Source organism: Serratia sp. B501 (assembly GCF_051172315.1).
GTDB lineage: Bacteria > Pseudomonadota > Gammaproteobacteria > Enterobacterales > Enterobacteriaceae > Serratia > Serratia ureilytica.
Window position 1 is genome coordinate 1,156,553 of the sequence record NZ_JBPIZB010000001.1, and the last position, 26,857, is coordinate 1,183,409.

Annotated in this window: 25 protein-coding genes; 4 read left to right on the forward strand and 21 right to left on the reverse strand. The window is 62.4% G+C overall.

Annotated features, from left to right (window positions below):
- Positions 1-467 precede the first annotated feature (467 nt).
- The 5 genes from astE to ACSBQV_RS05760 are packed head-to-tail and all read right to left on the reverse strand — an operon-like array spanning position 468 to position 6,628.
- A complete protein-coding gene (gene astE, locus ACSBQV_RS05740; RefSeq protein ID WP_089191913.1) occupies positions 468-1,451 on the reverse strand; it encodes a succinylglutamate desuccinylase in 984 nt (327 codons plus the stop codon).
- Positions 1,452-1,461: 10 nt separating this feature from the next.
- Positions 1,462-2,802, reverse strand: coding sequence for an N-succinylarginine dihydrolase (gene astB / locus ACSBQV_RS05745; protein ID WP_033643406.1), 1,341 nt, complete (start codon positions 2,800-2,802; stop codon positions 1,462-1,464).
- 52 nt (positions 2,803-2,854) lie between these two features.
- Positions 2,855-4,327 (reverse strand): succinylglutamate-semialdehyde dehydrogenase, encoded by a 1,473-nt coding sequence (gene astD / locus ACSBQV_RS05750; RefSeq protein ID WP_099786193.1) that lies wholly within the window; start codon positions 4,325-4,327, stop codon positions 2,855-2,857.
- Positions 4,327-5,361 (reverse strand): arginine N-succinyltransferase, encoded by a 1,035-nt coding sequence (gene astA, locus ACSBQV_RS05755; protein ID WP_004934585.1) that lies wholly within the window; start codon positions 5,359-5,361, stop codon positions 4,327-4,329. The genes astD and astA overlap by 1 nt, the downstream gene beginning before the upstream one ends.
- 52 nt (positions 5,362-5,413) lie before the next feature.
- A complete protein-coding gene (locus ACSBQV_RS05760) occupies positions 5,414-6,628 on the reverse strand; it encodes an aspartate aminotransferase family protein (RefSeq protein WP_015378175.1) in 1,215 nt (404 codons plus the stop codon).
- 675 nt (positions 6,629-7,303) lie between these two features.
- On the opposite strand from ACSBQV_RS05760, the gene ACSBQV_RS05765 reads away from it, so the two are divergent.
- Positions 7,304-8,278 (forward strand): alpha/beta hydrolase, encoded by a 975-nt coding sequence (locus tag ACSBQV_RS05765; RefSeq protein WP_099785926.1) that lies wholly within the window; start codon positions 7,304-7,306, stop codon positions 8,276-8,278.
- Positions 8,279-8,280: 2 nt separating this feature from the next.
- Here the strand turns inward: ACSBQV_RS05765 and ACSBQV_RS05770 are convergent, their stop codons facing one another.
- The 6 genes from ACSBQV_RS05770 to ACSBQV_RS05795 all read right to left on the reverse strand — a co-directional run bounded on the left by ACSBQV_RS05770 (position 8,281) and on the right by ACSBQV_RS05795 (position 15,443).
- On the reverse strand, positions 8,281-9,249 hold the full coding sequence (locus tag ACSBQV_RS05770) for an ABC transporter ATP-binding protein (RefSeq protein WP_033650921.1): 969 nt from the start codon (positions 9,247-9,249) through the stop codon (positions 8,281-8,283).
- Positions 9,239-10,225 (reverse strand): ABC transporter ATP-binding protein, encoded by a 987-nt coding sequence (locus ACSBQV_RS05775; protein WP_099785928.1) that lies wholly within the window; start codon positions 10,223-10,225, stop codon positions 9,239-9,241. Before ACSBQV_RS05775 ends, ACSBQV_RS05770 begins: the two co-directional genes overlap by 11 nt.
- The gene (gene opp4C, locus ACSBQV_RS05780) at positions 10,222-11,172 is read right to left on the reverse strand and encodes an oligopeptide ABC transporter permease (RefSeq protein WP_046687269.1); all 951 of its coding nucleotides are present in this window, start codon (positions 11,170-11,172) and stop codon (positions 10,222-10,224) included. Before opp4C ends, ACSBQV_RS05775 begins: the two co-directional genes overlap by 4 nt.
- Positions 11,173-11,176: 4 nt before the next feature.
- The gene (locus ACSBQV_RS05785) at positions 11,177-12,133 is read right to left on the reverse strand and encodes an ABC transporter permease (RefSeq protein ID WP_099786195.1); all 957 of its coding nucleotides are present in this window, start codon (positions 12,131-12,133) and stop codon (positions 11,177-11,179) included.
- 48 nt (positions 12,134-12,181) lie between these two features.
- Complete coding sequence (locus ACSBQV_RS05790; RefSeq protein ID WP_199169665.1) at positions 12,182-13,870, reverse strand: ABC transporter substrate-binding protein; 1,689 nt, start codon at positions 13,868-13,870, stop codon at positions 12,182-12,184.
- 154 nt (positions 13,871-14,024) lie between these two features.
- Positions 14,025-15,443 (reverse strand): PLP-dependent aminotransferase family protein, encoded by a 1,419-nt coding sequence (locus ACSBQV_RS05795; RefSeq protein ID WP_042784770.1) that lies wholly within the window; start codon positions 15,441-15,443, stop codon positions 14,025-14,027.
- Positions 15,444-15,587: 144 nt separating this feature from the next.
- On the opposite strand from ACSBQV_RS05795, the gene ACSBQV_RS05800 reads away from it, so the two are divergent.
- The 3 genes from ACSBQV_RS05800 to ACSBQV_RS05810 are packed head-to-tail and all read left to right on the forward strand — an operon-like array spanning position 15,588 to position 18,165.
- A complete protein-coding gene (locus tag ACSBQV_RS05800) occupies positions 15,588-16,988 on the forward strand; it encodes a cytochrome ubiquinol oxidase subunit I (RefSeq protein WP_004934615.1) in 1,401 nt (466 codons plus the stop codon).
- 2 nt (positions 16,989-16,990) lie between these two features.
- Positions 16,991-17,998 (forward strand): cytochrome d ubiquinol oxidase subunit II, encoded by a 1,008-nt coding sequence (cydB, locus tag ACSBQV_RS05805; protein ID WP_033643414.1) that lies wholly within the window; start codon positions 16,991-16,993, stop codon positions 17,996-17,998.
- Positions 17,999-18,012: 14 nt separating this feature from the next.
- Positions 18,013-18,165, forward strand: coding sequence for a DUF2474 domain-containing protein (locus ACSBQV_RS05810; RefSeq protein ID WP_004934619.1), 153 nt, complete (start codon positions 18,013-18,015; stop codon positions 18,163-18,165).
- A 9-nt stretch (positions 18,166-18,174) separates the two neighbouring features.
- Here ACSBQV_RS05810 and ACSBQV_RS05815 read toward each other — a convergent pair whose 3' ends face one another.
- The 10 genes from ACSBQV_RS05815 to ACSBQV_RS05860 form a co-directional block, all read right to left on the reverse strand.
- Positions 18,175-18,441: a hypothetical protein gene (locus tag ACSBQV_RS05815; protein WP_033643416.1), complete on the reverse strand. Its 267-nt coding sequence runs from the start codon at positions 18,439-18,441 to the stop codon at positions 18,175-18,177.
- Positions 18,438-18,662 (reverse strand): hypothetical protein, encoded by a 225-nt coding sequence (locus tag ACSBQV_RS05820; protein WP_025303190.1) that lies wholly within the window; start codon positions 18,660-18,662, stop codon positions 18,438-18,440. The genes ACSBQV_RS05815 and ACSBQV_RS05820 overlap by 4 nt, the downstream gene beginning before the upstream one ends.
- Before the next feature lie 106 nt (positions 18,663-18,768).
- Positions 18,769-19,854, reverse strand: coding sequence for an acyl-CoA desaturase (locus ACSBQV_RS05825; protein ID WP_099785934.1), 1,086 nt, complete (start codon positions 19,852-19,854; stop codon positions 18,769-18,771).
- Positions 19,851-20,933, reverse strand: coding sequence for a fatty acid desaturase family protein (locus tag ACSBQV_RS05830; RefSeq protein WP_099785935.1), 1,083 nt, complete (start codon positions 20,931-20,933; stop codon positions 19,851-19,853). Before ACSBQV_RS05830 ends, ACSBQV_RS05825 begins: the two co-directional genes overlap by 4 nt.
- On the reverse strand, positions 20,926-22,059 hold the full coding sequence (locus tag ACSBQV_RS05835) for a sterol desaturase family protein (protein WP_099785937.1): 1,134 nt from the start codon (positions 22,057-22,059) through the stop codon (positions 20,926-20,928). The genes ACSBQV_RS05830 and ACSBQV_RS05835 overlap by 8 nt, the downstream gene beginning before the upstream one ends.
- Positions 22,056-22,673 carry a phosphatase PAP2 family protein gene (locus tag ACSBQV_RS05840; protein WP_033650909.1) on the reverse strand — a complete coding sequence of 206 codons (618 nt, stop codon included), beginning with the start codon at positions 22,671-22,673 and terminating at the stop codon, positions 22,056-22,058. Before ACSBQV_RS05840 ends, ACSBQV_RS05835 begins: the two co-directional genes overlap by 4 nt.
- Complete coding sequence (locus ACSBQV_RS05845; RefSeq protein ID WP_099785939.1) at positions 22,670-23,956, reverse strand: F390 synthetase-related protein; 1,287 nt, start codon at positions 23,954-23,956, stop codon at positions 22,670-22,672. Before ACSBQV_RS05845 ends, ACSBQV_RS05840 begins: the two co-directional genes overlap by 4 nt.
- Positions 23,953-24,759 carry an MBL fold metallo-hydrolase gene (locus ACSBQV_RS05850; protein ID WP_099785941.1) on the reverse strand — a complete coding sequence of 269 codons (807 nt, stop codon included), beginning with the start codon at positions 24,757-24,759 and terminating at the stop codon, positions 23,953-23,955. The genes ACSBQV_RS05845 and ACSBQV_RS05850 overlap by 4 nt, the downstream gene beginning before the upstream one ends.
- Positions 24,752-25,768 carry an NAD-dependent epimerase/dehydratase family protein gene (locus ACSBQV_RS05855; protein ID WP_099785943.1) on the reverse strand — a complete coding sequence of 339 codons (1,017 nt, stop codon included), beginning with the start codon at positions 25,766-25,768 and terminating at the stop codon, positions 24,752-24,754. The genes ACSBQV_RS05850 and ACSBQV_RS05855 overlap by 8 nt, the downstream gene beginning before the upstream one ends.
- On the reverse strand, positions 25,765-26,772 hold the full coding sequence (locus ACSBQV_RS05860; protein WP_042784778.1) for a 3-oxoacyl-[acyl-carrier-protein] synthase III C-terminal domain-containing protein: 1,008 nt from the start codon (positions 26,770-26,772) through the stop codon (positions 25,765-25,767). The genes ACSBQV_RS05855 and ACSBQV_RS05860 overlap by 4 nt, the downstream gene beginning before the upstream one ends.
- Positions 26,773-26,857: the final 85 nt, after the last annotated feature.

Consider the following 26,857-nt stretch of genomic DNA (forward strand, 5'->3'; position numbering starts at 1 on the left):
TGGGGTGATGTGACATTAGCATCATGAATCAAAACTTAAAATCAAAAAGTTCATGAAACAACGAGGAGAAAGCATGTTTATTTGTAACCATATATTTCAAAAAAGAGATTACATAACCCATTGAATATAAGAAATTTTTATCACATAACTTATAACCAAAACGGTGCAACGCACCAATTTAGTGCATTTTGGTTTCGTTTTGCGTGCTTTCTGCGCGATTCAAAAGTAACAACAAGATTAGCATGGTTATTAAAAACGTTACTTATTTCACATTTTTATCTTAACAAAGTTACCAGGCAATTAAGGCTTTCCGATAACGGCTGAATATGGCCTTTATTCATTCACGTAAAGAAATCCCTATAGGACGAATAAAATTCGATTTATAGCCATTTAAATAGCGGGAAATAGCAGATTAAAATAATGAAAGGAATAAACGGCAGCGCGCTGACGGCGCCGCCGAGGATAAATCAATACAACGTAGAACGGGAAACTTCGCTCAACAGCATGCCGGCGCGCAGCCCCAGCGCCACAGTGGGGTTAGGAAACAGTATCCACGCGCCCTCTTCGCCAACGCGATACTCCTCCTGCGGCTGCTCGCACAGCAACATCCCCGGTTTCAACTCGGTGAAGTTGGCGGTGTCATCATCCAGATGCAGCTTGAAATCCTCGCTGTGTTTGATCAACGAGTGCATCACACGGAATACCCGGATTGCCTCGCCCGCGCGCTCCGGCAACGGCCCCTCGCTGACCGCCGCCCGCAGAGCGCGATCGATGGCGGCGAACTGTTGCAGATCGTTGCTGCCGAACGGCCGCGCCTTGCCCAGCTCGAGCGTACAGCTCGCCGCATTGAGATGCTCGCTGGAATAGTGGCTGAAAGTCCCGCCCGGCGCACTGTGTACCACCAGCGCATCCAGATCGGCGGCATCCAGCAGCTTTAGCATCGGTTCGCTGTACGGGCGCTTCTGGAAGGGCAAAATGCCAAAGCGCGGCAAATGCGACTCGCGAATGGCGGTGTGCAGATCGTAATGGAAACGCGCCGCCTGTTCGCCATCAAAAAAAGCGGCGAGCGTGCGCTCCAACTGCTGGGCGCGCGCGGTTTCCCCGCTGGCGGCGAAGTTGCGGTAGCGGCCGCCGAACATGCGGTTCATGTCGCTGTGCAGATAGCGCTTGCCCGCCCGCATCGCCGCCGGGTTGCCCAGCACCACCAACAGCCGCACCGTCAGCGGTAACCGGCCGGCAAGGAGATCGCCGACCAGTTGATTGAGCAGTTCAATCGGCGCGGTTTCATTGCCGTGTACGCCCGCCGACACCACCAACGCCTGGCGATAACGCTGCCGCGGCGTGAGCTCCAACACCCCTTCCCCCAGCCAACGCCAGCGCAGCTGCGGCGTTTCGCCCTGCCATTCGGCGGGTTCTTTCCCCTCCAGCGTCAGGGGCAGTAGATCGATCATGCAGCCTCCCTTATCGTTGGAACGGATAGATGGACCCGAGACCGAGGATCGACGTCAGCGAATCCAACGCCTCGCGCCCTTCGCGCAGCAGCAGCGGATCGGCCAGGTCATCCTGCGTCAGGCGATCGCGGTAATGACGATCCACCCACTCGTTCAGCGTCGCGAACAGCCGATCGTTCATCATGACGCGCGGGTTCACCGCCCGCAGCTCTTGATCGTTGAGCGCCACCCGCAGCCTCAGGCAGGCCGGGCCGCCGCCGTTGCGCATGCTTTCGCGCAGATCGAACACGCGGATTTCATCGATCGGGCCGCCGCTACCGACCATCTCGTTCAGATAACGCCACACGCCGGCATGCTGGCGCGACTCTTCCGGCACCACGATCATCATCTTGCCGTTCGGCTTGGTGAGAATTTGGCTGTTGAACAGATAAGTCGCCACCGCGTCCGCCACCGAGACGCGCTCCGTCGGCACTTCGATCGCCACCAGCTCGCTGTCCAGCGTCGCCATCTTGCGGCGCACTTCATCCAGCGCCTGTTGCTGACGGTAAAACGCCTGCTGGTGGTGGAACAGCACGTTCTGGTTGCTGACCGCAATCACGTCGTTATGGAACACGCCCTGGTCGATCACCGCCGGGTTTTGCTGCACGAAGACCGTATGCTGCTCGTCCAATTGGTGCAGGCGAGCGATCGCCTCACCGGCTTCGCGCGTCTGGCGCGCAGGATAACGCGCCGGCGCCGTTTCGCCGCCAAACTCCTGGCGACCGTAAACGAACACCTGCACGCTGCGCCTGGCGTAATCGCCGCCCAGCCGGTTATGGTTGGCCGCCCCTTCGTCCCCAAACAACGCCACCTGCGGCAGCGCTTCATGGTGGGCGAAATGCCGGTCGTCGTTAAACATCGCCCGCAAAACGTCGGTGGTCGTTTCCGCTTCAATGGCGCGGTGGAATTTATTGTTCAGGTTGGCGGCGGTGAAATGCACCTTGCCGTCTGCGCTGTCCGCCGAGGGGGACACCGTGGCCGCATTGGCGGTCCACATGCAGGACGCCGAGCTGAGCGCCGACAGCAAACGCGGCGATTGACGCATCGCCTGCGCCAGCACCGCCTCATCGCTGCCGCTGAAACCCAGGCGACGCAGCATCGGCAAATGCGGCCGCTCCTGCGGCGGCAATACCCCTTGCTGGAAACCGAGATCGGCCAGCGCCTTCATTTTCAGCAGCCCCTGCTTCGCCGCCAGCTGCGGGTTCGATACGCTGTTTTGATGCTGCGTAGAGGCCTCGTTACCGAACGACAGCCCGGCATAGTGGTGCGTCGGCCCCACCAAACCGTCGAAATTGACTTCATATCCTGACATGGCTATCCCCTGGGGATGGCCTGCGGCGACGCCATGACGCCGCCGCAGACGATTAACGGAACGACAAGCCCGGCGAGAGCGTCGCCGGCAGCGACAGGCTTTCGCTTTCCAGCGACGCCATCGGCCAGGCGCAATAGTCCGCCGCATAGAAGGCGCTTGGGCGATGGTTGCCGGAAGCCCCCACGCCGCCGAACGGCGCCGCGCTGGACGCCCCGGTCAACGGCTTGTTCCAGTTGACGATGCCGGCGCGCGCTTCCAGCAGCAGCCTCTCGAACAGCTCGCGCTGCGGCGAGACCAATCCCACCGACAGGCCGTAGCGCGTCTGGTTGGCGAGCCGCAGGGCCTCGTCGAAATCGCGGTAACGCACGATCGTGGTCAACGGCCCGAAGTACTCTTCGTCCGGCACGCCGGCCACGCCGGTCAGCTCGATGATGCCCGGGCTGAGCAGCGAACTGCCCGGCTCCAGCAGACGCATGGCCAGCAGCGATTTGCCGCCCAGCGCCAGCAAGCGCTGCTGCGCTTTCAGCATGTTTTCCGCCGCAGCCGCCGACACTACGCCGCCCATGAACGGCTGCGGTTCGGCATCCCAACGGCCAACGCGCAGCTCGCCAGCCACCTGAACCAAACGCGCGATAAAGGCGTCGCCTTCCGCCCCCTGCTTAACCAAAATGCGGCGTGAACAGGTGCAGCGTTGGCCGGCGGAGATAAACGCCGACTGGATAGCCAGGTTGACCGCCGCGTCGCGATCCTCGAAACCATCGACGATCAGCGCGTTGTTGCCGCCCATCTCCAGCGCCAGGATCTTCTCCGGCTGCCCCGCCAATTGGCGATGCAGGTGGTAACCGGTGCCGGCGCTGCCGGTGAACAACAGGCCGTCGATATCCGCACTGGCGGCCAGCACCTCGCCGGTTTCCCGGCCGCCCTGCACCAGATTGATCACCCCGTCCGGCAGACCGGCCTTCAGCCACAGCTTCAGGGTCTCCTCGGCGGTCAGCGGCGTCAGTTCGCTCGGCTTGAACACCACGCAGTTTCCGGCCAGCAGCGCCGGCACGATATGGCCGTTCGGCAGATGGCCGGGGAAGTTGTAAGGCCCGAACACCGCCAGCACGCCGTGCGGGCGATGGCGCAGCACCGAAGCGCCGTCGGCCATCGCCGTCTGGCTAAAACCGGTGCGCGCCTGATAGGCCTGCAGTGAAATGCCCACCTTGCCGATCATCGCCTGAATTTCGGTCAGGGTTTCCCAGCGCGGTTTGCCGGTCTCACGGCTGATGGTTTCCGCCAACGACTGTTTATGTTCTTCCAGCAAAGCGGCGAAGCGTTTCACCAGCTGTTCACGCTGCTCGAACGGCGTACGCGCCCAGCCGGGGAATGCGGCGCGCGCGGCTTCGCAGGCGGCGGCGACGTCATCGGCGTCGGCGGCGTTGGCGCGCCACAGCGGCTGATTGCCGACCGGATCGGCCTTGCCGAACTCCGCGCCGCGGCCCTGCCGCCAGACGCCGTTAATCAACAGTGCAGGATGGGACATCATGCTTTCTCCTGTGCAATAAGGGGGAGCACCCGCACCGGGCTGCCCTGTTCGACGCCCAGCGCCGCAGCGGTGGCGGCGTTGATATGCAGGCGGTCGTCATACAGATCGGCATTGACCAGCAGTGCGCGGTAATTCTGATAGTTGTCGTTGGCGACCAGATGGACCGGCGCATCGGCGCGCATCGGCGTGTCATCCAGCACCACTTTGACCAGGCGGCTCTGCTTCACCGCACGGATGTGGTCGATTTCGGCTTCCAGCGTCGGGCCACCGTCGAAGATATCGACGTAGCCCTGATAGCTCAGGCCTTCCGCCTCCAGCAGGCGGCGCGCCGGCAGGGTTTGCGGGTGCACTTCACCGATCACCTTCTGCGCGTCTTCGGCCAGGAAATCGACATACAGCGGATGTTTCGGCATCAGTTCGGCGATAAACGCTTTTTGTCCGGTGCCGCTCAGGTAGTCCGCCTTGGCGAACTCGATGGAGAAGAAACGGTGGCCGACGCTCTCCCAGAACGGCGAACGGCCGTTTTCATCGGAGAAACCGCGCATCTCGGCGATCAGACGGCGGGAGAAGCGTTCACGGAACGCGGCGATAAACAGGAAACGCACCTTCGACAGCAGCTTGCCGTTCTCGCCGTGACGATAGTCCGGATCGAGGAACAGCGTGCACAGTTCCGAATGCCCGGTATGGTCGTTGCTGAGGAACAGCGTCGGCACCGATTTATAGACGTTCAGCTGTTTGGAAGCGTGCACCTGCGTGCCAACGCGGAAGCTGTACCAGGGTTCCGCCAGGCCGACGGCCACTTCGATCGCGCAGACCCCCACCGCCTGCCGGCGCTCGCTGTCTTCCAACACGAACAAATAACACTGGTCACTTTGCGGAAGTTCGCCTTGCCAGGTTTTTAACGCCCGCTCAATGCGTGCCGACAGGGTATCTTCATTTTGCGGCAGCGACGTGAGACCGATACCGGATTTGCCGGCAAGCGTCAGCAAATCCGCCAAATCGCGGCGCTCTATAGGGCGAATAATCATCATAATGCGAACCTCTTCTGAATCAGGCTGCGCCGATGAAGGCGCAGCCCGCTGATTAGCTGCAAATGCGCGCCACGGCGCGCGCGAATCGCGCCAGCCCCTCTTTCACATCCTGCTCAGGGATGATCAGCGACGGCGTGAAACGCACCACGTCCGGGCCGGCGATCAGCGCGATAACGCCTTCTTCGTTGGCCAGTTGGGTGATCTGCTTCGCTTTGCCGGCATAGTCTTTCTTCAGTTGGCAGCCGATCAGCAAACCGCCGCCGCGAATCTCGGCGAAGATCGGATACTGACGGTTGATGTCGTTCAACCCGTCGATGAACCACTGGTGGCGCTGCTTAACGCCTTCCAGCACTTCCGGGGTATTGATGATGGAGAACACTTCCCCCGCCACCGCCGTCGCCAGCGGGTTGCCGCCGTAGGTGGTGCCGTGAGTGCCGACACCCAGCGTTTTCGCCAGCGCATCGGTGGTCAGCATGGCGCCGATCGGGAAGCCACCGCCCAGCGCTTTCGCGGTGGTCAGCACGTCCGGCACCACGCCGTACTGCATATAGGCATACAGGTGGCCGGTGCGGCCGACGCCGGTCTGCACTTCGTCGAAGATCAGCAGCGCGTTATGGCGATCGCACAGTTCACGCAGCCCCTGCAGGAAACTGGCTTCCGCCGGCAGCACGCCGCCTTCGCCCTGGATAGGCTCGACGATTACCGCGCAGGTGCGATCGTTGATAAGCTCGGCCGCCGCGGCCAGATCGTTATACGGCGTATGGGTGATACCGCCCGGCAGCGGCGCAAAGTCCTGCGAATATTTTGGCTGGCCGCCGGCGGACACAGTAAACAGCGTACGGCCGTGGAACGCGTTGTTGAACGCCACAATCTGATCTTTACCGGCGCCGTGCTGGTCGTGCGCATGTTTGCGCGCCAGTTTCAGCGCCGCTTCGTTGGCTTCTGCCCCCGAGTTACAGAAAAACACCTTGTCGGCGAACGTGGCGTCGATCAGTTTCTTGGCCAGGCGCAGCACCGGTTCGTTGGTATAGCCATTGCCCAGATGCCACAGTTTGCCCGCCTGCTCCACCAGCGCCGCCTTGACCGCCGGGTGCGCATGGCCCAACGCGTTAACCGCGATGCCGCCGGCGAAATCGATGTAAGACTTACCCTGTTGATCCCACACCTGCGATCCTTCACCCCGCACCAGAATAAAATCGGCAGGGGCATAAACCGGGACCATCCAGTCATCGAAAGACTGGCGGGTAACTGCGATTGGCTGTTCCATAGTGACCTCATAATCTCAGCAAAGGCTGAATTTTGACTGTAAGGACCGCGCAAGCCCGGCTAGGCCGCCACAATGCAAAAAAACCGCTGTTCAAAACCGACTTTCCCGGCGGAGAAAATGCTGTCTCTCACCGCTGATTTAGAAACAAATCTGTTACATAAAATCGGTTTTTCACTATTTATGGCGCTTATCCGGTCCCTGAGCGGGGAGTAAATGTTAACGAGCAGTTAAAATACATGTCGTTTGATAAAGAGTGTAGAGCAGCTATCGTGCCAAAACGGGATTTTTGCCGGATTTTGCTATTTTTTACGTTAAAACAACGGCTTATAATGCATATTTATTCATTTTATATGCATTTGCAATGCATAATTTAAAAAATAAGGCCTAAAATCATCATTGCTCGCGAAATCCTATTCAATTGCGAAAAACTTCAGGATTTCTGATCGCGCTCGCAAAAATAATTTCATCCGATTTGCTCGCCATCACACTTTTTGCCCCAACCCGGTGCAGCGCTGCGCCAGGATCGGGCAATGCGGCGACGAAGCGCCTATTCCATCGGCAGCGCCCCGGAAAACGAACCGCGCCGATCGCCGCCGGCCGTGGCTCCCGCTTTATGCGCCAACGACTACACTGTGATTCTGACCGCACTTTTTCTTCTGCGCACAAGGAGTCACCATGCCCAAACGAACCGTCGATCTCAGCCGGCCTCTCCTCCAGCACGACATCCGCGCGTTTCTCGAGACGCTGAATGCCGCCGGCGGTAAACCTATGGAACAAATGAAGCCCAAAGAGGCGCGCAGAGTTTTGGAAGCGGCGCAGCGCAGCGTAGACGTGCCGCTGCGCGAGGTGGAGATCAGCGAGAAAACCATTCACGTAGAAGGCCAGGATATTCTGCTGCAGCTGGTGCGGCCGGCCAGGGTCAAGGAGACATTGCCGGTATTCATGTTCTTTCACGGCGGCGGCTGGGTGCTGGGCGATTTTCCCACCCATGAACGGCTGGTGCGCGATCTGGTTTACAGCTCCGGCGCGGCGGCGGTATTCGTCAACTACCCCCGCTCACCGGAAGCGCACTATCCGCAGGCGATCAATCTGGCTTACGCCGCCACGGAATGGGTGGCCGAATATGGCGAAAAAATCAACGTCGACGGTTCACGGCTGGCGGTGGTCGGCAACAGCGTCGGCGGCAATATGGCGGCGGTGATCAGCCTGATGGCCAAAGAAAAAGGCCTACCGGCATTGCGTTGCCAGATCCTGCTGTGGCCCGTTACGCACGCCCATTTTGATACCGATTCCTACCATCAGTTCGCCGAAGGCCATTTCCTGACCCGCAATATGATGAAGTGGTTTTGGGACAGCTATGCGCCCGATAAAGCGCAGCGCAAAGACATCTACGCCTCGCCGCTCAACGCTACGCCGGAACAGCTGCGGGGCTTGCCGCCGGCGCTGGTGCAGACCGCCGAGCTGGACGTGCTGCGCGATGAGGGCGAAGCCTACGCGCGTCTGCTCGACGCCGCCGGCGTCGAGGTCACCTCCACCCGCTACAACGGGCTAATCCACGACTACGGCCTGTTGAACCCGCTCGCCCACGTCCCGGCGGTGCATTCGGCGATCCACCAGGCCGGGCGCGCGTTGAAACACTACCTGTCCTGACGCTAACCGACCAGGTGGCAAGCCACCTGATGACCGGGCGCCACGCTGCGCAGCTGCGGCGCCTGTTCGCGGCACTGCGCCGTGGCCAGCGGGCAGCGGGGATGGAAACGGCAGCCGCGCGGCGGGTTGGCGGGGTTCGGCGGCTCGCCGCCGGCCACCCACGCCGGCGCGCGTTGCGCATCCAGCGTCGGCACCGCCGCCAACAAGGCCTGCGTGTAGGGATGCAGCGGTTGGCGGAACAGCGCATCGCGATCGGCGCTCTCAACGATCTGCCCCAGATACATCACCGCCACATCCTGGCACAGATGCTCCACCACGCCGAGATCGTGCGAGATAAACAGCAGCGTCACCCCCTGCCGCTCCTGTAAATCGGAAAACAGATTGATGATCTGCGCCTGAATCGACACGTCGAGCGCCGATATCGGCTCATCGGCGACGATAAATTCCGGTTGCAGGATCAACGCGCGCGCAATGCCGATACGCTGCCGCTGACCGCCGGAAAACTCATGCGGAAACCGCCCGTAATGCTGTGAGGACAACCCGCAGATCGCCAGGGTATCGAGCACCCGTTCGCGCAGTTCCGCCTTGCTCGCCAGGCCGTGTTGCAACAGCGCTTCCCCAATGGCGTCGCCCACGCGCAGACGCGGATTCAGCGAGCTGTAAGGATCCTGAAACACCAGCTGCATTTTCGGCCGCAGGGCGCGCAACGCGTCCTTGCTCAGGCCGTCCAACGCCTGCCCTTTGAACAGCACCTCACCGGCGGTTTTGTCGTGCAGGCCGAGCAGCGTGCGGCCAACGGTGGTTTTGCCGCTGCCGGACTCGCCCACCAGCCCGAAAACGCGCCCCTTGCGGATGCTGAAGCTGACATCATCCACCGCCTTCAGTTGGCCGGTGGTGCGCCCGAACAGCCCGTCGCGCAGCGGAAAATATTTCTTTAACCCCTTTACCTCCACCAAAGGTTCAGTCGACATACGGATGCCCTCCGGCATTGAGAAAACAGGCGGACTGACGCTGACCGGAGCCGTACAGCGGCGGAATGCCGTCGCGGCAGCGAGCGGAGGCCTGCGCGCAGCGCTCGGCGAAAGCGCAATGCTCCGGCAGCCGCGCCAGATCCGGCACCTGACCGGGAATAGAGTACAAGCGGCGTCGCCGCTGCCCCGGCACCGGCCGCGAGGCGATCAGCCCCTGCGTATAGGGATGTCGCGGCTCGTCCAGCACTTCCCGGGTCGTTCCCTGCTCGACGACGCGCCCGGCGTACATCACCGCCAGCCGATCGGCCATCTGGGCGATCACCCCGAGATCGTGGGTGATCAAGATCATCGCCATGTTGTGTCGCCGGCTCTGCTCACGCAGCAACGCCAGGATCTGCGCCTGTACCGTGACGTCGAGCGCCGTGGTCGGTTCGTCGGCGATCAACAGCGCCGGGCGGCACCCGATCGCCATGGCGATCATCACGCGCTGCAGCATGCCGCCGGAAAGCTGATGCGGGTAGCAGCGCATCAGCGCCTCCGCGCGCGCCAACCCCACTTCCGTCAAGAGTTGAATCGCCTGGCGCCAGGCCGCTTTCGGCGACAGGGTCAGGTGGCGAATCAGCGGCTCCACCAGCTGTTCGCCGAGGGTCAAGACCGGATTCAGCGCGCTCATCGGCTCCTGAAAGATCATCGCCAGCCGGTTGCCGCGCAGATCCGCCATCTTGGATGCCCGCAGCGACAGCAGGTTTTGCCCTTCAAAGCGAATCTCACCGCCGTCTACCTGCGCCAGCGGCTGCGGCAACAGCCCCATCAGCGCCATGGCGGTCACGCTTTTGCCGCAGCCCGATTCGCCGACGATCCCCAGCGTTTGCCCGGCCTGCAGTTCAAGGCTGACCTGCTGCACCGCCCGCACCGGCCCCTGCTCGCCATGAAACGACACCGACAGCCGGTCGAACGCCACCAGCGGTTGACTCATCGTTTTACCCCGCTCATTTTCGGATCGAGCGCGTCCCGCAGGCCGTCGCCCAAGATATTGATCGCCACCACGGTGACGAAGATCGCCAGCCCCGGCGGCATCCACAGCCAGGGGCGGCGCTGAAAGTCGATCAGGCTATTGGCGGCGTCCATCATGTTGCCCCACGACGGCGTCGGCGGCACCACGCCCAGCCCAAGGTAGCTCAACGCCGACTCGCTGAGGATGGCGTTGGCCACCGCCATGGTGGCGACCACCACCAAAATCGGCACGGTATTGGGCAACAGATGGCCGAAGAGGCGCCGCCGAGTGGAGAGCCCCAGCACTTCGGTGGCCAACATGAAATCCCGCTCGCGCAGCGACAGGATCTGGCCGCGCACCAGCCGCGCCAGCGACGGCCAGCCCAGCAGGCTCAGCATGATCATCACCATGTAGATACGGTAGTCCGGCGACACGTCGAGTTCGGTCAGCATCGCCCCCATGATGATCAGCAGCGGCAGGCCGGGAATGGTCATCAACAGATCGGCGAAGCGCATGATCAGCCGATCCGCCACGCCCCCCAGATAACCGGCGAACGCCCCCAGCACATAACCCAGCGTCACCGACAGCAGCATCGACACCAGGCCGATGGTCAGCGATATTCGCCCCGCCAGCAGCAGCCGGGTGCAAATATCGCGGCCGAGAAAGTCGGTGCCCAACCAATGCGCGCCGCTCGGCGCCTGATTGATGTTCAGCACATCGCCGGCGTCGTCAGGCCACGGCGACAGCGACGGCCCAATCAGGCACAGCAGCGCCAACAGCACCAGCAGCGCCAGCGAGATCATCGCCGGTCGGTGGCGACGCAGACGGCGCCAGGCCTGCGCGGCGGGCGGCGGAGACAGCTGTGCCAGCGCCGGCAACTGCGCCTGGCGCCAGCGGCGACGGCGCCCGAAAAACAGCGTTACCCACATCGTGTTACCTCAAGCGAATGCGTGGATCGGCGTAGGCGTACAGAATGTCCGCCAGCAGATTGCCGAGAATGGTCAGCGCCGCCAGAAACAGCGTGAACCCCATCAATACCGGATAATCGCGCGCCGCCAGCGAATCGATATGGATATGCCCGGCGCCCGGCCAGTTGAAGATTTTTTCGGTGATCAGCGCGCCGGAGAACAATCCCGGCAGCTCGAACCCCAGCAGGGTGATGATCGGCAACAGCGCATTGCGCAGCGCGTGTTTGAGGATCACCGTTTTCTCCCTGAGCCCTTTGGCGCGCGCGGTGCGGATATAGTCCATGCGGATCACCTCCAGCATGCTGGCGCGAAAATAGCGCGTCAGGCTGCCGGCCTGCAGCATCACCAGCGCCAGCACCGGCAACAGCAGGTGCGCCGCCACCTCCAGCGCCCAGGCCAGCCCGCTCGCTTCGCTGCCGGTGCGCAACATGCCGCCCGCCGGCAACCAGTGCAGATCGACGGCGAACCATTTGATCAGCAACAGGCAAAGGAAAAACGTCGGAAACGACATGGCGGCGAACACCGCCACGGTGATCAGATGATCGAACAGCGAATAGGGTTTCATCGCCGAGATCACTCCTACCGCCAGCGCGATGCCCCAATACAGCACCATCGCCACCGCCGCCAGCAGGAACGAGTTCCAGATGTATTGATTCAGCAGCGTGCTGACCGGGATCTGATACTGCAGCGAGAAGCCGAGATCGCCCTGCAACAGCCGGCCAAGCCAATGCAGGTAACGGCTGAACAAGGGCTGATCCAACCCATACAGCGCCCGCAGATCGGCGGCGCGTTGCGCGGTCAGGTTGATATTGCCGTCGATAAAGTCGCCGGGCGCCAGGGCGAAGATGCAAAAAATCAGCAATGAAGCCAGCAACAGCATCGGGATAGTCTGCAACAAACGGCGCAGGATAAAATTTCTCATCGCGAATTCCATCGCCGCCGCCCGGAATGGCGCGGCGGCATCGGGGCGTTACGGCGCCGGTTTGACGTTCGGCAGGCTGCCGACCAGTCCGTTGTAGATATCCGGTTTAAAGCCGGTGACGCGCGCGCTGCTGGCGCTCAAGATTTCGCGGTTGCCGAGCAGGATCACCGGCGGATCGTCCGCCAGCACCTGATACAGCTGATGGTACAGCGGCTTACGCTGCGCGATATCCAGCGTGGCATTGGCTTTGGCGATCAGCGCGTCCACCTGCGGGTTGTGATAGCCGGTCTCGCTCTCGCGGCTGATGAAGTCGCGTACGCCGTCGTGCGGATCGTTCAGCGTGCTGGTGCTGAGAGACGCCAGGTCGTAATTGCCCGCCTTGCGCTGCGCCAGCAGCGCGTTGAAATCCAATACCTGCGGTTTCAGCACCACGCCGAGCCGGCGGTAGTTATCCTTGGCGATCGGCACCAGCGCGTCGTTGATCAGCTTTTTGGTCACCAGTAGCGTCAGCTCCAGCTTTTTACCGTCTTTCTGCCGGATGCCGTCAGCGCCCACCTGCCAGCCTGCCTCGTCCAACAGCTTTTTGGCCTTATCGAGATCGTAAGCGTAAGGATTGATGCCGTTGGCGTCGTAAGCCCAGGAGATCGGCGAAATCGGCTGGTTGGCGACCTTGCCGTACCCTTGGTACACCACGGCGATCAGTTTTTGCCGATCGAGGCCGTAGATCAGCGCCTGACGCACCCGCTTGTCCTGCAGCGCCGGGCGTCTGAGGTTGAAATCAACCCGGCTGTAATCGCTCGAGCTGTAAAGGTTGATATTGGCGAAACCGAGCAGCTTGAGCTGTTCGATATCGTCCGGCTTGGCGGTAAAGGCGTCGTAGTCGGTCTCACCGGTCTGGAACAGCTGGAAGTTGGTGGCCGGGTTGGTGACTCGATAGATAAAGCGCGCCATCGGCGGCGGGCCGAGGTAGAAGTTCGGGTTGGCGTGGAAGCGGATTTCCTGCCCCGGCACGTACTTGTCGTAAATGTAGGGGCCGTTGCCGAGCGGCTTGCCGTTCAAGGCGCGCACGCCGTCGAGCTTGCCGCGCTGATAGTCTTTGCCGTAGTAAGCCCGCGACAATACCGGCCCGCCAATCAGTTGCAACGTGGTCGCGCCCGGTTGGGTGGTGACGATCTGAATGGTGCGATCGTCGATCACCTTCAGCCCGCTGATGCCGGCCGCGGTGCCGTTTTTATACTCGGCGCCGCCCTGAATGTGCGCCGGCGTGATATCGGTATCGCCGTCATAGGCCGGGTCATGCAGCAGCGTCAGGGTAAAGGCGATATCGTCGGCCTTCAGCGCCGAGCCGTCGCTGTAGACCAGATTCGGCCGCAGCTTGATGGTGTAGGTCAGATTATCGGGGCTGACCTGCCAGGACTCCGCCAGGCGCCCTTCCGGTTTGCCCTGGCTGTCCAGGCCGATCAGCCGGCTGAAGATTACGTCGGTCACGTTCTCGTCCCAGCCGTTGGTGAACAGATACGGGTTGAAAATCCCCTGCGGCTCCGAGATGCCCGCCACGACGGTATCTTTGCGCAGTTTGGCGGCGGCCGGCACCCGAGCGGCGTCGCTGGCCGGCGTAATGCCTTCGGCCAGCGTTTCCGCCTGCGCGGCGGCGCTCAGCCCCAGCGCGCAGACCAACGCCAGCGGCGTCAGCCGATAGCGCAACAGTTTGTTTAGCTTATTTTTTATTCCACTCACCCACTGCCCCTCGTCTACCCGTTGATAAAAATGTGACAAAATTTATCGCAGAGTAATGGGCGGCTGGAGGGCTGTCTAACAACGAAACCGGCATTCCATTGCCGAAAAAAGCATTATGAATTTTTCTGGGGCGAAGCGGCGGGAAAAACGCGATTCAGCCGGCCGCCGCCAGCCCCCGGATAAGTTTGGCTAAGGTTTTTATCGCCTCTTCAAAGCGGTCATTCCATTCAAACGAGGCGTTGAGACGGAAGCAGTGGTTGAAATGGTCGCCGGTGGTGAACATGCGCCCCGGCGCGATGCTGATGCCCCGTGCGAGTGCGCGCCGGTACAGCTCCATCGACGACAGCGCCGGGTCGAGTTCCAGCCACAGGAAATACCCGCCGTCGGGCTGACTGACTTTCACCGTCGGCGGAAAATGGTGGGCGATCGCCTGACGCATTGCGCTTTGGCGCTGGGCCAGCAGGCGTCGCAGCCGCCGCAGATGGGTGTCGTAGCCGCCGTGCAGCAGATAATCCGCCAGCGCCATCTGGGTCGGCACGCTGGTGGAAACGGTGCTCATCAGCTGCAAACGCTGGATCTGTTGCGCATAACGCCCCGCCGCCACCCAGCCGACGCGAAAGCCCGGCGCCAGACATTTGGAAAATGACGAGCAGTGCAGGATCTGGCCGCCGCTGTCGAGCGCCTTCGCCGGCAGCGGCCGTTCGGCGCTGAAGTACAGCTCACCGTAGACGTCGTCTTCGATCAGCGAGATCTGCCGTTCGCGCAGCAGCGCCACCAGACGCTGCTTGTTGGCCTCCGGCAGGGTGGCGCCCTGCGGGTTCTGGAAGTGGGTCATCAGCCAGCAGGCTTTGATCGGATACTGCTCCACCGCCTGCTGCAACGCGTCCAGATCGATACCGTCCTGCGGATGCGTGGCGATCGCCACCGCCTTCAGCCGCAGCCGTTCCAGCGCCTGCAGCGCGCCGTAAAACGCCGGCGACTCGATCGCCACATAGTCGCCCGGTTGGGTCACCGCCTGCAGACTGAGGCTGAGCGACTCCATCGCCCCGGCGGTGATGACGATCTCGTCCGGCGCGACCTGCATGCCGCTCAGCGCATAGCGTTGGGCAATGTGCCGTCGCAGCGCGTCGTTGCCCGGCGGCAGGTTGACCAGCGAACTGTGCGGCGTGAACTTGCGCGCTACGCTGCTCAGCGCCCGCGCCAGCTTCGGCTGGGCGAACAGCGTGGCGTCGGGAAACGCCGAACCGAAAGGCACGATGTCCGGATCCTTGCAGGCCTGCAGCACGTCGAAAATAAAGGCGTTGATGTCCACCTGTTCGCTCAGCAGCAGTTTCTCGCCGCGCGAAGGCTGCGGCAGCGGCTGCGGGCGCGCCGCCACATAGTAGCCCGACTGCGGCCGGGCGACGATCCACCCCTGGCTCTCCAGCAGTTGATAAGACTGCACCACCGTCATCAGGCTCAATCCGGCGCGTTTGCCGCTCTCGCGCAGCGAAGGCAGCTTGTCGCCCGCCCGCCACACCCGGTTCTGGATCTGTTCTCTAATCTGCTGCGCAAGCTGCTCGTATCGGGTCATAACCATTAACTGTTATATGAAAAAGTAAAATAACTGTCACTATTATAGGCACTGTACTCCGTGCTTAACTTAACGCCAAGCATTTCACATAAAAATGACAGCTATACTCAAGAGGTTAATTTATGTTCAACCCTAGGAGGCGCCATGCTGGGTCTTGATGCACTGGAACTTGCCAGAATACAGTTCGCCTTCACCGTGTCTTTCCATATCATTTTCCCCGCCATCACCATCGGTTTAGCCAGCTATCTGGCGGTGCTGGAAGGATTATGGTTGAAAACGCACAATGAAGCCTATCGTGAGCTTTATCACTTCTGGTCAAAGATTTTCGCCGTTAACTTCGGCATGGGCGTGGTATCCGGGCTGGTGATGGCTTACCAGTTCGGCACCAACTGGAGCTTCTTCTCCGAGTTCGCCGGCAGCATTACCGGGCCGCTGCTGACTTATGAAGTGCTGACCGCCTTCTTCCTCGAAGCCGGTTTCCTCGGCGTGATGCTGTTCGGCTGGAACCGCGTCGGCCCCGGCCTGCACTTCTTCGCCACCTGCATGGTGGCGCTCGGCACGCTGATCTCCACCTTCTGGATCCTGGCCTCCAACAGCTGGATGCAGACCCCGCAAGGGCATGAAATCATCAATGGCCAGGTGGTGCCGGTTGACTGGCTGAAGGTCATCTTCAACCCGTCCTTCCCGTACCGCCTGCTGCACATGTCCACCGCCGCCTTCCTCTCCTCGGCGTTCTTCGTCGGCGCGTCCGCCGCCTGGCATCTGCTGCGCGGCCGCGACACGCCGGCGATGCGCAAGATGCTGTCGATGGCGATGTGGATGGCGCTGATCGTCGCGCCGGTGCAGGCGCTGATCGGCGATGCGCACGGCCTGAATACGCTGAAACATCAGCCGGCGAAGATCGCCGCCATCGAAGGCCACTGGGAAAACCCGCCGGGCGAAGCCACGCCGCTGATCCTGGTCGGTTGGCCGGACATGCAGCGTGAAGAGACCCGCTTCAAGCTGGAAGTGCCCTATCTCGGCAGCCTGATCCTGACGCACAGCCTGACCGAGCAGGTGCCGGCGCTCAAATCGTTCCCGCCGGAAGATCGCCCCAACTCCACCGTGGTGTTCTGGTCGTTCCGCATCATGGTCGGGCTGGGCATGCTGATGATCCTGGCCGGGGTGTGGAGCCTGTGGCTGCGCTGGCGCGGAGGGCTCTATCAGTCGCGTCCGTTCCTGTATTTCATCCTGTGGATGGGCCCTTCCGGGCTGCTGGCGCTGCTGGCGGGCTGGTTCACCACCGAGATAGGCCGCCAGCCGTGGGTGGTGTACGGCCTGCTGCGCACCAAGGATGCGGTGTCCGCGCACGGCGATCTGCACATGAGCATCAGCTTGCTGGCGTTCATCATCGTCTACTGCTCGGTGTTCGGCGTGGGCTACTCCTACATGATGCGCCTGATCCGCAAAGGGCCGCAGCCGCATGAACACCAAGAAGACAATACCGAGGGCCGCCCGGCGCGTCCGCTGTCCGCGGTCAACGACACTCTGGACGACAGGAGCTGAACATGGGTATCGATCTTCCGCTGATTTGGTTTGTCATCATCGTGTTCAGCACCATGATGTACGTGGTGATGGACGGTTTCGATTTGGGCATCGGCATTCTGTTTCCGTGGGTGAAGGCGAGCGGCGACCGCGATCTGATGATGAACACCGTCGCCCCGGTGTGGGACGGCAATGAGACCTGGCTGGTGCTGGGCGGCGCGGCGCTGTTCGGCGCCTTCCCGCTGGCCTACTCGGTGATCCTCGACGCGCTGGCGATCCCGCTGACGCTGATGCTGATCGGGCTGATTTTCCGCGGCGTGGCCTTCGAGTTTCGCTTCAAGGCGACGCCGGAGAAGCGCCATATCTGGGATAAAGCGTTCATCTGGGGCTCTCTCTTCGCCACCTTCAGCCAGGGTGTGGTGGTGGGCGCCGTGATCAACGGCTTCCCGGTAGAAGGCCGCACCTACGCCGGCGGCGCACTGGACTGGCTGACGCCGTTCGCGCTGTTCTGCGGGCTGGGGCTGGTGGTGACCTACGCCCTGCTCGGCTGTACCTGGCTGGTGATGAAAACCGCCGGTGACCTGCAGGCGCGCATGTATCACCTGGCGACGCCGCTGCTGGCGATCCTGCTGCTGGTGCTGGCTGCGGTCAGCATCTGGACGCCGATCGCGCATCCCGAAATCGCCGCGCGCTGGTTTACGCTGCCGAACCTGTTCTGGCTGCTGCCGGTACCGCTGCTGGTGCTGCTCAGCGCCTGGGGAATTCAACGCGGAGTGAAACGCGGCGCGCACTACTCGCCGTTTATGCTGACGCTGCTGCTGGTGTTCCTCGGCCTGAGCGGGCTTGGCATCAGCATCTGGCCGCACCTGATCCCGCCGGCCATCAGCCTATGGGACGCCGCAGCACCACCGCAGAGCCTCGGCTTTATGCTGGTGGGCGCGCTGTTCATCATCCCAATCATTCTGGTCTACACCTTCTGGAGCTACTACGTGTTCCGCGGCAAGATCAGCCATGAACACGGCTATCACTGAGGAAGGAGGACGCTATGCAAGATAAAACGGCAGCCGCCGCTCCGGCGCCCTGGTGGAAACGCATCGGTTGGCTGGTGATCATCTGGAGCGCCAGCGTGCTGGGGCTTTTCGTGGTTGCCTCGCTGTTCCGCCTGCTGATGACCGCGGCGGGCATGAAGTCGCATTGACGTGACGCCTTATCTGGACGCGCTGTTGGGAAAGTAAAAAGAGACCACCAGCGTGACCAGCGGCAAGGCGCCGATCTTCACCAGCTCAAACACCTGATTCAGCGCTTCGTTTTTCTCCCAATACGCGTGGGCGGCGAATACGCCCACGCTGACCGCGAATATCCCGCACAGCACCTGGCGTGCCAGGCGCAGCCGCTCCATTTCGTCGAAGACCAAGACCTGCTCCAGATAAACCTGGCTGGCCTCATCGCGCAGATTACGGCTTTCGATGTTCATGGGAAGATCTCCACGACCCGCCCCACCGCTTCAAGCTGTTCACCCTTCTCCCGTACAATGCCAAGAGAAGTACCATCCTGTTTCATCCAGTACTTATCGGCAAGGGTAATCAGTGCAAACGCCATTTTGATTACCTCGGTTTTTTCCATCCCGTGACGCCGGGCGATATCGTTCAGATCATCATCAATTTTGTTCGATAACCGAATCGGCAAGCTGCGCATAGTCCACCTCCTGTGGCCGTTGATTCACAGAGGGAAAGTCTACTGGAAGGGCAAATATCGTTCAATTAGTGAACTGCGTAACGCCTCGCACAATTCGCATGCAACGCTAGTGCGGCTTGCGGCCCATCGCGCTGAGGAAGCGTTGCTGCAGACGCAACAGCTCCTCCAGCTCCAGCAGGCGGTAGTCGATGCCGAAACGCGGCGCCACCTCGCCGATGATGCGGCTGAGCGCCGGGTAATGGCGGTGGCTCCAGTGCGGAAACAGATGATGCGTCAAATGCAGGTTCGCCCCGCCCAGCCAATAACCCAGCCAGCGCGGCCGAGTCTGCCAGTCGAACGTGGTGGCGAACACATGGTGATACCAACCGTGCGGCATCGCGCCCTGCGCCGGCGCCTGATAAAAGTTGGCCTTGGCCCAGTGGGTGCCGATGATCAACATCACGAACAGCAATGAAGAAAGCATCTGGCTCAGCAAATAGACCAGCAGAATTTGCCCGATGCCGATAGCCGGCGGCAACAGCCAACATGGGATCGCCAGCGCCAGCAGCAGGTGCGCCGCCTTCCCCGCCAGAAACCCGCACCAGCCGCGCACGCCCTGCTGCGCCATGCGCGCCGCCACGCGGGTGCGGCCCGCCCTGTCCAACCAATCGAACAGCCAGATGTAGTACGGAAAAGTCAGCGCCGCCACCAACGGCCAATAGTAACGCTGCGCGCGCATAAAGGGCCGCCAGCGCTGGAACGGCGTTTGCCGCAGCACGCCATTGGCGTCGATGTCGGGGTCGTAATGTTCGATGTTGTTATGGGCATGGTGGAACAACACATGCCGCACGCGCCAACAGTCGGGATCCAGCCCCAGCGGCACGCTCACCAGTGCGTTCAGCCAGCGGTTGGCCCAGGGGCGGCGGAAAAACGCGTTGTGCGAGGCGTCGTGCACCACGTTCACCGTCAGGAACATGCCGATAAAGATAAAGCCGAAATAACAAGCGAAAAACGCCCAGCCGTTTTGCTGCTGCAGGCTCAACCCGTAACACAGGCCGCACAGCGCCAGCAGCAGCGCGACCTTCGCCAGCATGCCGCCGTCGGCGAAGCGGTGATCGCCGTTGGCCGCCAGATAATGCTGTGCGGCCTGCATCAGCGCGCGGTGCAACCCGTTATCGTCGCGCCGATAGGCTAACGGACGCAGCGGTTTCATGGCTGTCCCATCCGGCGTAAGAAGCGCTGTTGTTGCGCCAGCAGTTCACGATAGCCAATGCAGCGGTACGCCATGCCGTGCCGCTGCGCGACCTCCGCCACCGCGGCGGCCAGGGCCGGATAGTGGCGATGATTCCAGCCGGGAAACAGGTGATGGGTCAGGTGATAGTTCAGCCCGCCGGTCAGATGCTCCAGCCAGCGCGGTTCGGGCTGCCAGTCGCAGGCGGTGGCGAAATTGTGCCGATACCAGCCTTGCGGCATGCTGTCGCCCGTCGGCGCCGGGTAAAACTCGGCCTGCGCCCAATGGGTGCCCAGCAGCAAGAACACCACCAGCAGCGAAGCGCACATCTGGCTGAGCGCGTAAGCCAGCAACACCCAGCCCCAGCCGATGCCGTGCAAGTGGCCCACGACCAGCGGCGCCACCAGCACCAGCGCCAGATGCGCGAGCTTGCACAGCACGAACAGCGCCCAACCGCCGCGCCCCGCCAGCACGCGTTTTTCCCGCAGCGGCGTTTTATCGAGCCGATCGGACCAATCGAAAATCCAGGCGATATAGGGCAGCGAGAGCGCGGCGATCAGCGGCCAGTACAGATGCTGATAGCGCATATGGGGCCGCCAGCACTGGAACGGTGTCTGGCGGAAAAAGCCGTTCTCTTCGGTATCCAGATCGTAATGTTCGACGTTGGCGTAAACATGGTGGTAATCCACATGCCGCGTGCGCCAGTAGTCCGGATCGACGCCCAGCGGCAGCGTCACCAACCGCCCCACCAGCCGATTGGCCCAGGGCGCACGCAGGAAAGCGTTATGCGAAGCATCGTGGTTGACGTTGACATTGAGCAGCATGCCCATGGTCACGAACAGGAAATAGCAGAGGAAAAACGCCCAGGGCTGATGCTGCAGCAGGCTCAGCGCGTAAAACCCGACGCACAGCGCCAGCAACAGCGCGGCCTTGGCCAATCGCGCGGCATCGGCATAGCGATGATCGCCCGCCAGAGAGGCGTGGGCCGCGCGCTTAAGATCGCGGTGGAAGGCCTGTTCGCCATCGGCGGGAAAACGCAGCGGCGGCAATGATTCAGCCATGCGGTTCCTCCACGGCGGCCGGTGCGGCTACTCTTCCCCAGCCCAACGCGACGCACAGGGCATGCAACGCCACGGCGGCCATGGCGATATGCCAATAGCGCTGCGGCCAACCGAGATAGCCGATAAACAGCAGCGGCATGCCCAGCGCGATCAGCAGCCAGACGGCGCTCGCCCACCGCCGCCCTTCCGTCATGCCGCCCAGCGCCACCGATCCCAACGCCAGCAGCGCCAACAGCGCCATTTGCGGCCAGCTGATGTCGCTATAGCCGTAACCGTATTGGTAGACGTAACCGACCACCAGCGAGAACAACAGCATGGCGCCGCTGAAAACGCTGAACGCCGAACGGCGGTCGCGTGGCCGGCCCGGCGCCGGGCGCCATGCCAGGCGCAAATAACGCAGGAACGGCAGATTGCTCGCCCAGAATGGGTTGGCGGACGGCCTGTCGCCGCCGACGCCATAGCTGAACGGCGTGCTCGGCAATGCCGGGCAAAAGGTGCCGAACAGCTTGTCCCAGAAGATAAAGCTGCCGCCGAAGTTCTTATTGGAATACGCCATGTCCTTGACGTGATGCACCCGGTGATGCGCCGGCGTGACCAGGATGTTTTCCAGCACGCCGAGCTTCGGCGTCAGCGCATTGTGGTTAAACAGCTGAATGCTGTAATGAAAAATAGAGACCGCAACGAACACCGACAGCGGCACCCCCGCCAACGCCAGCAGCAAAAAGAACGGGATCGACGTCAGCGACGAATACCAGGAGTTGCGCACCCCCAGCGACAGATTAAAGTGCTCGCCCTGATGGTGCACCACGTGCACCGCCCACAGCAGGCGGAAACGATGGTGCAGACGGTGCAGCCAGTAGAAACCGAAGTCCCACGCCAGCAGGGCGAACAGCCACATCAGCAGCGGCGGCCAGGCATCCAGCAGCCCCAGGCTGAAATGCGCGGCCACGTAGCCGTAGCAGGTGATCTCCAACCCGCGGAACAGCCACAACATGATATGGCCGGAATTCAGGTTGAACACCAGATCGTGCCAGTTGATCGGCTCGCGACGCCCCCACTGCAGCGCCACCGCCTCGGCCACCACGATGAACAGCATGAACACTATCGGCAATGCCAGATCGCTCATCCCATTTCTCCTTTAACGACGCGCCGGCGCAGGGTTTTCATGCGCAGGGCCAGCCAGCCGGCGAACAGCGCCAGCAGCGCGCCGCCGGCCAAATCGACAAACAAATGCCGACGCAGTTGCAGAATCGAGAACGCGATCGCCACGCCCCACAGCATCCACAGCGCCGTGCGCACTTTGCGTTCGCCGTCGCTCAGCGCCCACACCGCCAGCACCGTCAGCGCCATATGCAACGAAGGCAGGCAGTTTTGCGGCGAGTCCACCCGGGTTAACGCCGCCAGCAGTTGCGCGCTGATCCCGACGCCATCGTTCTGCGGATAGGCCATGGTGGTCGGCCACAGCAGATAAACCGCCCCGGCGCCCAGCGCGGTCAGCTGCATCGCCAGCGTCAGCCATTTGATCCGCGGCAGCGGCGCCAGCAGATAGCCCGCCGGGACGATGAGGAAGAACGACAGATAGAGCCAGATGGCCGTGGGGCTGAACGGGATCGCCCGATCAAGCGCCGACGGCGGCAACAGGGTTCCCGCACCCTGCAGGCGATCGGTCAGGCTATACACCACGCCGACCGTGCCCCATCCCAGCAGCATGTGCCATAGCCTGAACAGTGCGCTTTTCATGCCTCCTCCGCCCGGCGCACGATGCGCCGCCGCTTGCGATCGAACTGCGGCAGCACCGCTTGCGCCGTCAACCGCCATTCGAGGCGAACGGTGGCGATGCCCTGACGAGCGAACAGCGCCATCAGCTGCGCCTGACAGTGCGCCAACGCCGCCGGGCTGCAATCGGCAATCAGCTCCAACCGCCGTTCGCCATGCTGGATCAGGCGGTAATCGCTGGTCAGCGGTAACGCATTGGCGATCGTTCGGCTGCAGGCATCGGCGAACACCGCCTGCGGTTGCCGCTGCGCATCGGGCAGCATCAGCTGATCGTCGCGCCGCCCCTCGATACGGGCGATCGCCCGCGTCGGTTGCCCGCATGGGCAGGGTTCCTTGCGCAGCACCAATACATCGTCCAGCCGATAACGCACGATCGGCTGCGTACTGCGGGTAAAGTCGGTGATCAGCGGCGTGAAGCGCAGTTCGTCGATCCACTGCGGCTCGATATGCAAAAACTCCTCGTTCAGGTGCAAGGTGCCGTGCGCGCAGGTGGCGGCGAGGAACCCCTCGGTAGCCTGATACACTTCGCCGACCGCCGGAAACACCTGCTGCAGCAGGCGGCGATCCTGTTCTTCAAGCACCTCGGCGACCGAGATCACTTTTTTGACCGACAGCGTCACCTGCCCGGCCAGCACCGCCAACGCCAATGCGCGCAGCACCTGCGCCGGGGCCACGATGATGCTGGGCGCCTGCCGTTCCAATGCCGGCAAGTGGCCGCTGAACGGCGCGAGCAAATCGTAAAACGCCAGGCTCAGCCAACGGTTGTTCACGCTGTGATAGAGATTATTGTCCGCGCGCAGAAACAGCGCGACGCGCTCGCCCGCCGACAGCCCGTCCGGCAGCATTTTCGCCAGCATGCCGCCGGCCCACACCTGCTGTTCCCGCGGGCTGACGACAAACACGCCGCGCTGCCCGGAAGTGCCGGACGACAATCCGACGCTGTAGCGCCCGATCTTCGGCGTGAAATCGCGATCCGCCTCGCTGCGCTGCGCGCAGGCCAACACGGCATCGCGCCGCAGCCCGGCGGTGTTCATGCGGTCGAACTGCGCCATCATCAGCGCCTTGTCCATCTGCGGCCATTCGGCGAACGGCCGGCGGCTGAAGCCTTGAAAATAGGGACTCTTGCTCAGCACCCGGCGGGCAAACCCCTCAAGCTGTCGGGCCTGATGCGCCTCCAGCGCCGCACGATCGCCAAAGCGCAGGCGCCGGGCGCGGAAATAGTGCCAAAGGGTCATGAAGGGGATCACAGGTCCCCCTCGTGGCACAGCAAAATGTTGACCTGACCGCCCGCCCACAGCTGGTTGAGCCGCTCCAGGGTGCGGGTGTAAGCCGCCGCGTCGTCCATCACCAGATTGGCCAGGCGCGAAGGCCCGCGCAGCGTCTGGTAACTCTGCGGCGACCAGGCGGCGTCGCTGGCCAGCAGCGTCCAGCCGGCGTCGGTGAGAATAAAGGCGCCGATATGGCCGGCCGCATGCCCCGGCAACGGCACCAGCACGACCTGCCCTTCACTGCCCGGCAGCGCGTAACCGCGATCGAACGGCGCCAACAGCGCGGGCAACGCCACCGCAGGAAAAGACTCCATAAACTGCAGACGGCTCTCGAAATCCGCCGGGATCAGGCCGGGAATAAAGGCGCGCTTCAGCGCCGCGAAACCGCGCAGCCCACGGGTTTGCTGCCAGCCCTCGCCGGAGCAAATAAAGTCGAGTTGGCTGAAATCCTGCAGCCCGGCGATGTGATCGGCGTGAAAATGCGAGACAATCAGCGCCTGAATATCCCCCTCGGCGTAACCGGCTTCGCGCAGCTGATGCGCCAACGACTCGGCCGGATCGAAATAGACCGGCGTCATGCGGCGGTAAAGGCTGAACAGCCCCGACTGCGTGTGCTGCTGAAAATAACGCGCGTAGCCGGTATCCCACAGCCAGCGGCGCTCCCCCACCTCCAGCAGATAGGCGCGCGCCGGGAATTTGCACACCCGGAATCCGGCGCCGCGCAGCGCCATGCAGCCGATATGCGTGCAATAGCCCACTTCAAACACGGTGACCTTAGCCATGCTGTCCGCCTCCTTGCCGCCGCAGCCACTCGCCGGTCAGACGAATGCCCTCTTCCATCGAATAACGCGGCCGGTAACCCAGCTCTTCGATCGCACGGGTCTGGCTCAGCGTCATGTCAAAATGCACCGCCGCCACGCTGTAGCGCGTCAACAGCGGTTCCTTGCCGCTCAGCGCCGCCCACAGCTCCATGCCGCCGGCCAGCGTATGCAGCAGCGGATAGGACACGGCCTGCAGCCGGTAACTCAGCCCCAGCTCCTGACGCAGCAACGCATCCAGCATCTCCGCCAGCCGCTGCGGTTGGTGGTTGGTGATGTTGTACACGGCGCCGGACGGCAATCCGCGCTGTCGGCTGGCCAGATCCATCGCGTGCACCACGTTGGGGGCGAAGGTCAGATCCAGCAGCGCTTGTCCGCCACCGGGCAATCGCAATACCCCGCGGTCGCGTTCGAGCTGCTGCAACAGCCGCGGCACGATCACCCGATCGTGCGGGCCAAACAGGCCGCGCGGCCGCAGCATAATGTAGGTGGTTTGCGGATAGATCTTCGCCTGCGCCAACAGGCGCTGCTCGGCCGCATACTTGCTGGCGGCATAGTGATTGGCGAAGCGCCGGGCGCGGTAACCCTCGTCAAGATCGTAATGCGGCTGAAAATCGAAGTAGATTGCCGGCGTGGAGATATGCACGAAGCGCCGCACGCCGCAGCGCCCGGCCGCCTCCGCCAGCTTCTCCGTTGCCACGGCGTTGATGCGGTGAAACTCCGCTTTGCCGCCCCAGGGCGAAGACTTGGCCGCGCAGTGCCAGACCCATTCGCAGTCGGTCACCAGCTCCCGACACTGCTGCGGCGTGGCCTGCGCCAGATCGAGCGCGCAAAACTCGGCGCCCAGCTGACGCAGCGTTGCGCCGGCCCGTTCATCGCGGCCGGTGGCGCGCACCTGATGTCCGGCCTCCAGCAACCACTGCGCCGCGTTGCGTCCCAGCCCGCTGGTCGCCCCGGTGACCAGCACCCTCATGGCAGCAACACCATGCCGGCCAGCGCCAGCCCGGCGGCGGTGCCGATCAGCATCACCGGCTGACCGGGATTGAAGCGCCCGGTGGTCACGGCGGCATGCAGCGCCGTCGGGATAGACGCCGCCACCTGATTGCCATGATGGCGGTAGATATCGACCAGCGCCTCGCTGGAGACGTGCAGCCGTTTGCGCATATGTTCGAGCGACAGATGGCTGGCCTGATGCGGCACCACGGTGGCGATTTGCGCCAGGGTCAGGCCGCTGGCGCTCAACAGCCGATCGAGGTAACCCTCAATCAGCGCCGACGCCTGGCGGAACAGCGGCTTGCCCTGCATATGAAACAGGAAGTCTTGCTCACACATGCCGGCGCGCGGGTTGCGACGCGTGCCGCCGGCGCGGATCTCGCACAGTTCGCTGCCGGCGGGGTAGGTTTCCACCAGGCTGGCGAGGATGCCGCTGGCGCCGTCGCCGCGCTCCACAATGGCGCAGGCCGCGCCGTCGCCGAAGATCAGCGACGACTCTTCGTGCTGCCAGTCGATGCCGCGTGAAGCGAGATCTGCCGAGATGATGGCGATGCGTCGATACGTCCCGGCGTTCAGCAGCCCTGCCGCCACCTGCAGCGCAGAGATAAAGCTGACGCAGCTGCTGTTGATGTCGAAGCCCGGCGTGCCCGGCGCCAGCCCCGCCACCTTGAGAATGTGCGCGGCGGTGCACGGCAGCGCCTGCACCGAAATCGCCGAGGCAGAGATCAGCAGATCGATCGAGTCCGCCGGAATGGCGTGGCGAGCCAGCGCATCTTGCAGCGCGGCAGCGGCGAGTTCGGCCTGGCTGGCATCGTCGGCGGCGTGATAGCGGTAAACGATGCCCGAGCGTTTTTCAACGTAGCCGGCCGGTTTCCCCAGCCGAGCGTCGAGCGCAGAGGACGCCACGCGGTTAGGCGGCAACGCGGCCCCGGTGGCGATGATTTTCAGAGGCAGCAGCTCGGGTGAGCGTAATTGTGTGGTCATTATTGTTATTGATTAACCTGACTATCCATAAAGCGATTCTCCCGTACGGCGCGCAGACCACACGGATCATCCCCGGTTTTTATGT

What these genes read in the sequence shown, in the direction of transcription:
- ACSBQV_RS05775 (WP_099785928.1), bottom strand. Translation starts at nt 10,225, where the DNA reads ATGAGTCAACCGCTGGTGGCGTTCGACCGGCTGTCGGTGTCGTTTCAT.
- ACSBQV_RS05860 (WP_042784778.1), bottom strand. Translation starts at nt 26,772, where the DNA reads ATGACCACACAATTACGCTCACCCGAGCTGCTGCCTCTGAAAATCATC.
- ACSBQV_RS05855 (WP_099785943.1), bottom strand. Translation starts at nt 25,768, where the DNA reads ATGAGGGTGCTGGTCACCGGGGCGACCAGCGGGCTGGGACGCAACGCG.
- astD (WP_099786193.1), bottom strand. Translation starts at nt 4,327, where the DNA reads ATGTCCCATCCTGCACTGTTGATTAACGGCGTCTGGCGGCAGGGCCGC.
- ACSBQV_RS05850 (WP_099785941.1), bottom strand. Translation starts at nt 24,759, where the DNA reads ATGGCTAAGGTCACCGTGTTTGAAGTGGGCTATTGCACGCATATCGGC.
- ACSBQV_RS05760 (WP_015378175.1), bottom strand. Translation starts at nt 6,628, where the DNA reads ATGGAACAGCCAATCGCAGTTACCCGCCAGTCTTTCGATGACTGGATG.
- ACSBQV_RS05830 (WP_099785935.1), bottom strand. Translation starts at nt 20,933, where the DNA reads ATGGCTGAATCATTGCCGCCGCTGCGTTTTCCCGCCGATGGCGAACAG.
- astA (WP_004934585.1), bottom strand. Translation starts at nt 5,361, where the DNA reads ATGATGATTATTCGCCCTATAGAGCGCCGCGATTTGGCGGATTTGCTG.
- ACSBQV_RS05820 (WP_025303190.1), bottom strand. Translation starts at nt 18,662, where the DNA reads ATGCGCAGCTTGCCGATTCGGTTATCGAACAAAATTGATGATGATCTG.
- ACSBQV_RS05815 (WP_033643416.1), bottom strand. Translation starts at nt 18,441, where the DNA reads ATGAACATCGAAAGCCGTAATCTGCGCGATGAGGCCAGCCAGGTTTAT.
- astE (WP_089191913.1), bottom strand. Translation starts at nt 1,451, where the DNA reads ATGATCGATCTACTGCCCCTGACGCTGGAGGGGAAAGAACCCGCCGAA.
- astB (WP_033643406.1), bottom strand. Translation starts at nt 2,802, where the DNA reads ATGTCAGGATATGAAGTCAATTTCGACGGTTTGGTGGGGCCGACGCAC.
- cydB (WP_033643414.1), top strand. Translation starts at nt 16,991, where the DNA reads ATGGGTATCGATCTTCCGCTGATTTGGTTTGTCATCATCGTGTTCAGC.
- ACSBQV_RS05840 (WP_033650909.1), bottom strand. Translation starts at nt 22,673, where the DNA reads ATGAAAAGCGCACTGTTCAGGCTATGGCACATGCTGCTGGGATGGGGC.
- ACSBQV_RS05765 (WP_099785926.1), top strand. Translation starts at nt 7,304, where the DNA reads ATGCCCAAACGAACCGTCGATCTCAGCCGGCCTCTCCTCCAGCACGAC.
- ACSBQV_RS05800 (WP_004934615.1), top strand. Translation starts at nt 15,588, where the DNA reads ATGCTGGGTCTTGATGCACTGGAACTTGCCAGAATACAGTTCGCCTTC.
- ACSBQV_RS05835 (WP_099785937.1), bottom strand. Translation starts at nt 22,059, where the DNA reads ATGAGCGATCTGGCATTGCCGATAGTGTTCATGCTGTTCATCGTGGTG.
- ACSBQV_RS05825 (WP_099785934.1), bottom strand. Translation starts at nt 19,854, where the DNA reads ATGAAACCGCTGCGTCCGTTAGCCTATCGGCGCGACGATAACGGGTTG.
- ACSBQV_RS05785 (WP_099786195.1), bottom strand. Translation starts at nt 12,133, where the DNA reads ATGAGAAATTTTATCCTGCGCCGTTTGTTGCAGACTATCCCGATGCTG.
- ACSBQV_RS05795 (WP_042784770.1), bottom strand. Translation starts at nt 15,443, where the DNA reads ATGACCCGATACGAGCAGCTTGCGCAGCAGATTAGAGAACAGATCCAG.
- ACSBQV_RS05810 (WP_004934619.1), top strand. Translation starts at nt 18,013, where the DNA reads ATGCAAGATAAAACGGCAGCCGCCGCTCCGGCGCCCTGGTGGAAACGC.
- opp4C (WP_046687269.1), bottom strand. Translation starts at nt 11,172, where the DNA reads ATGTGGGTAACGCTGTTTTTCGGGCGCCGTCGCCGCTGGCGCCAGGCG.
- ACSBQV_RS05770 (WP_033650921.1), bottom strand. Translation starts at nt 9,249, where the DNA reads ATGTCGACTGAACCTTTGGTGGAGGTAAAGGGGTTAAAGAAATATTTT.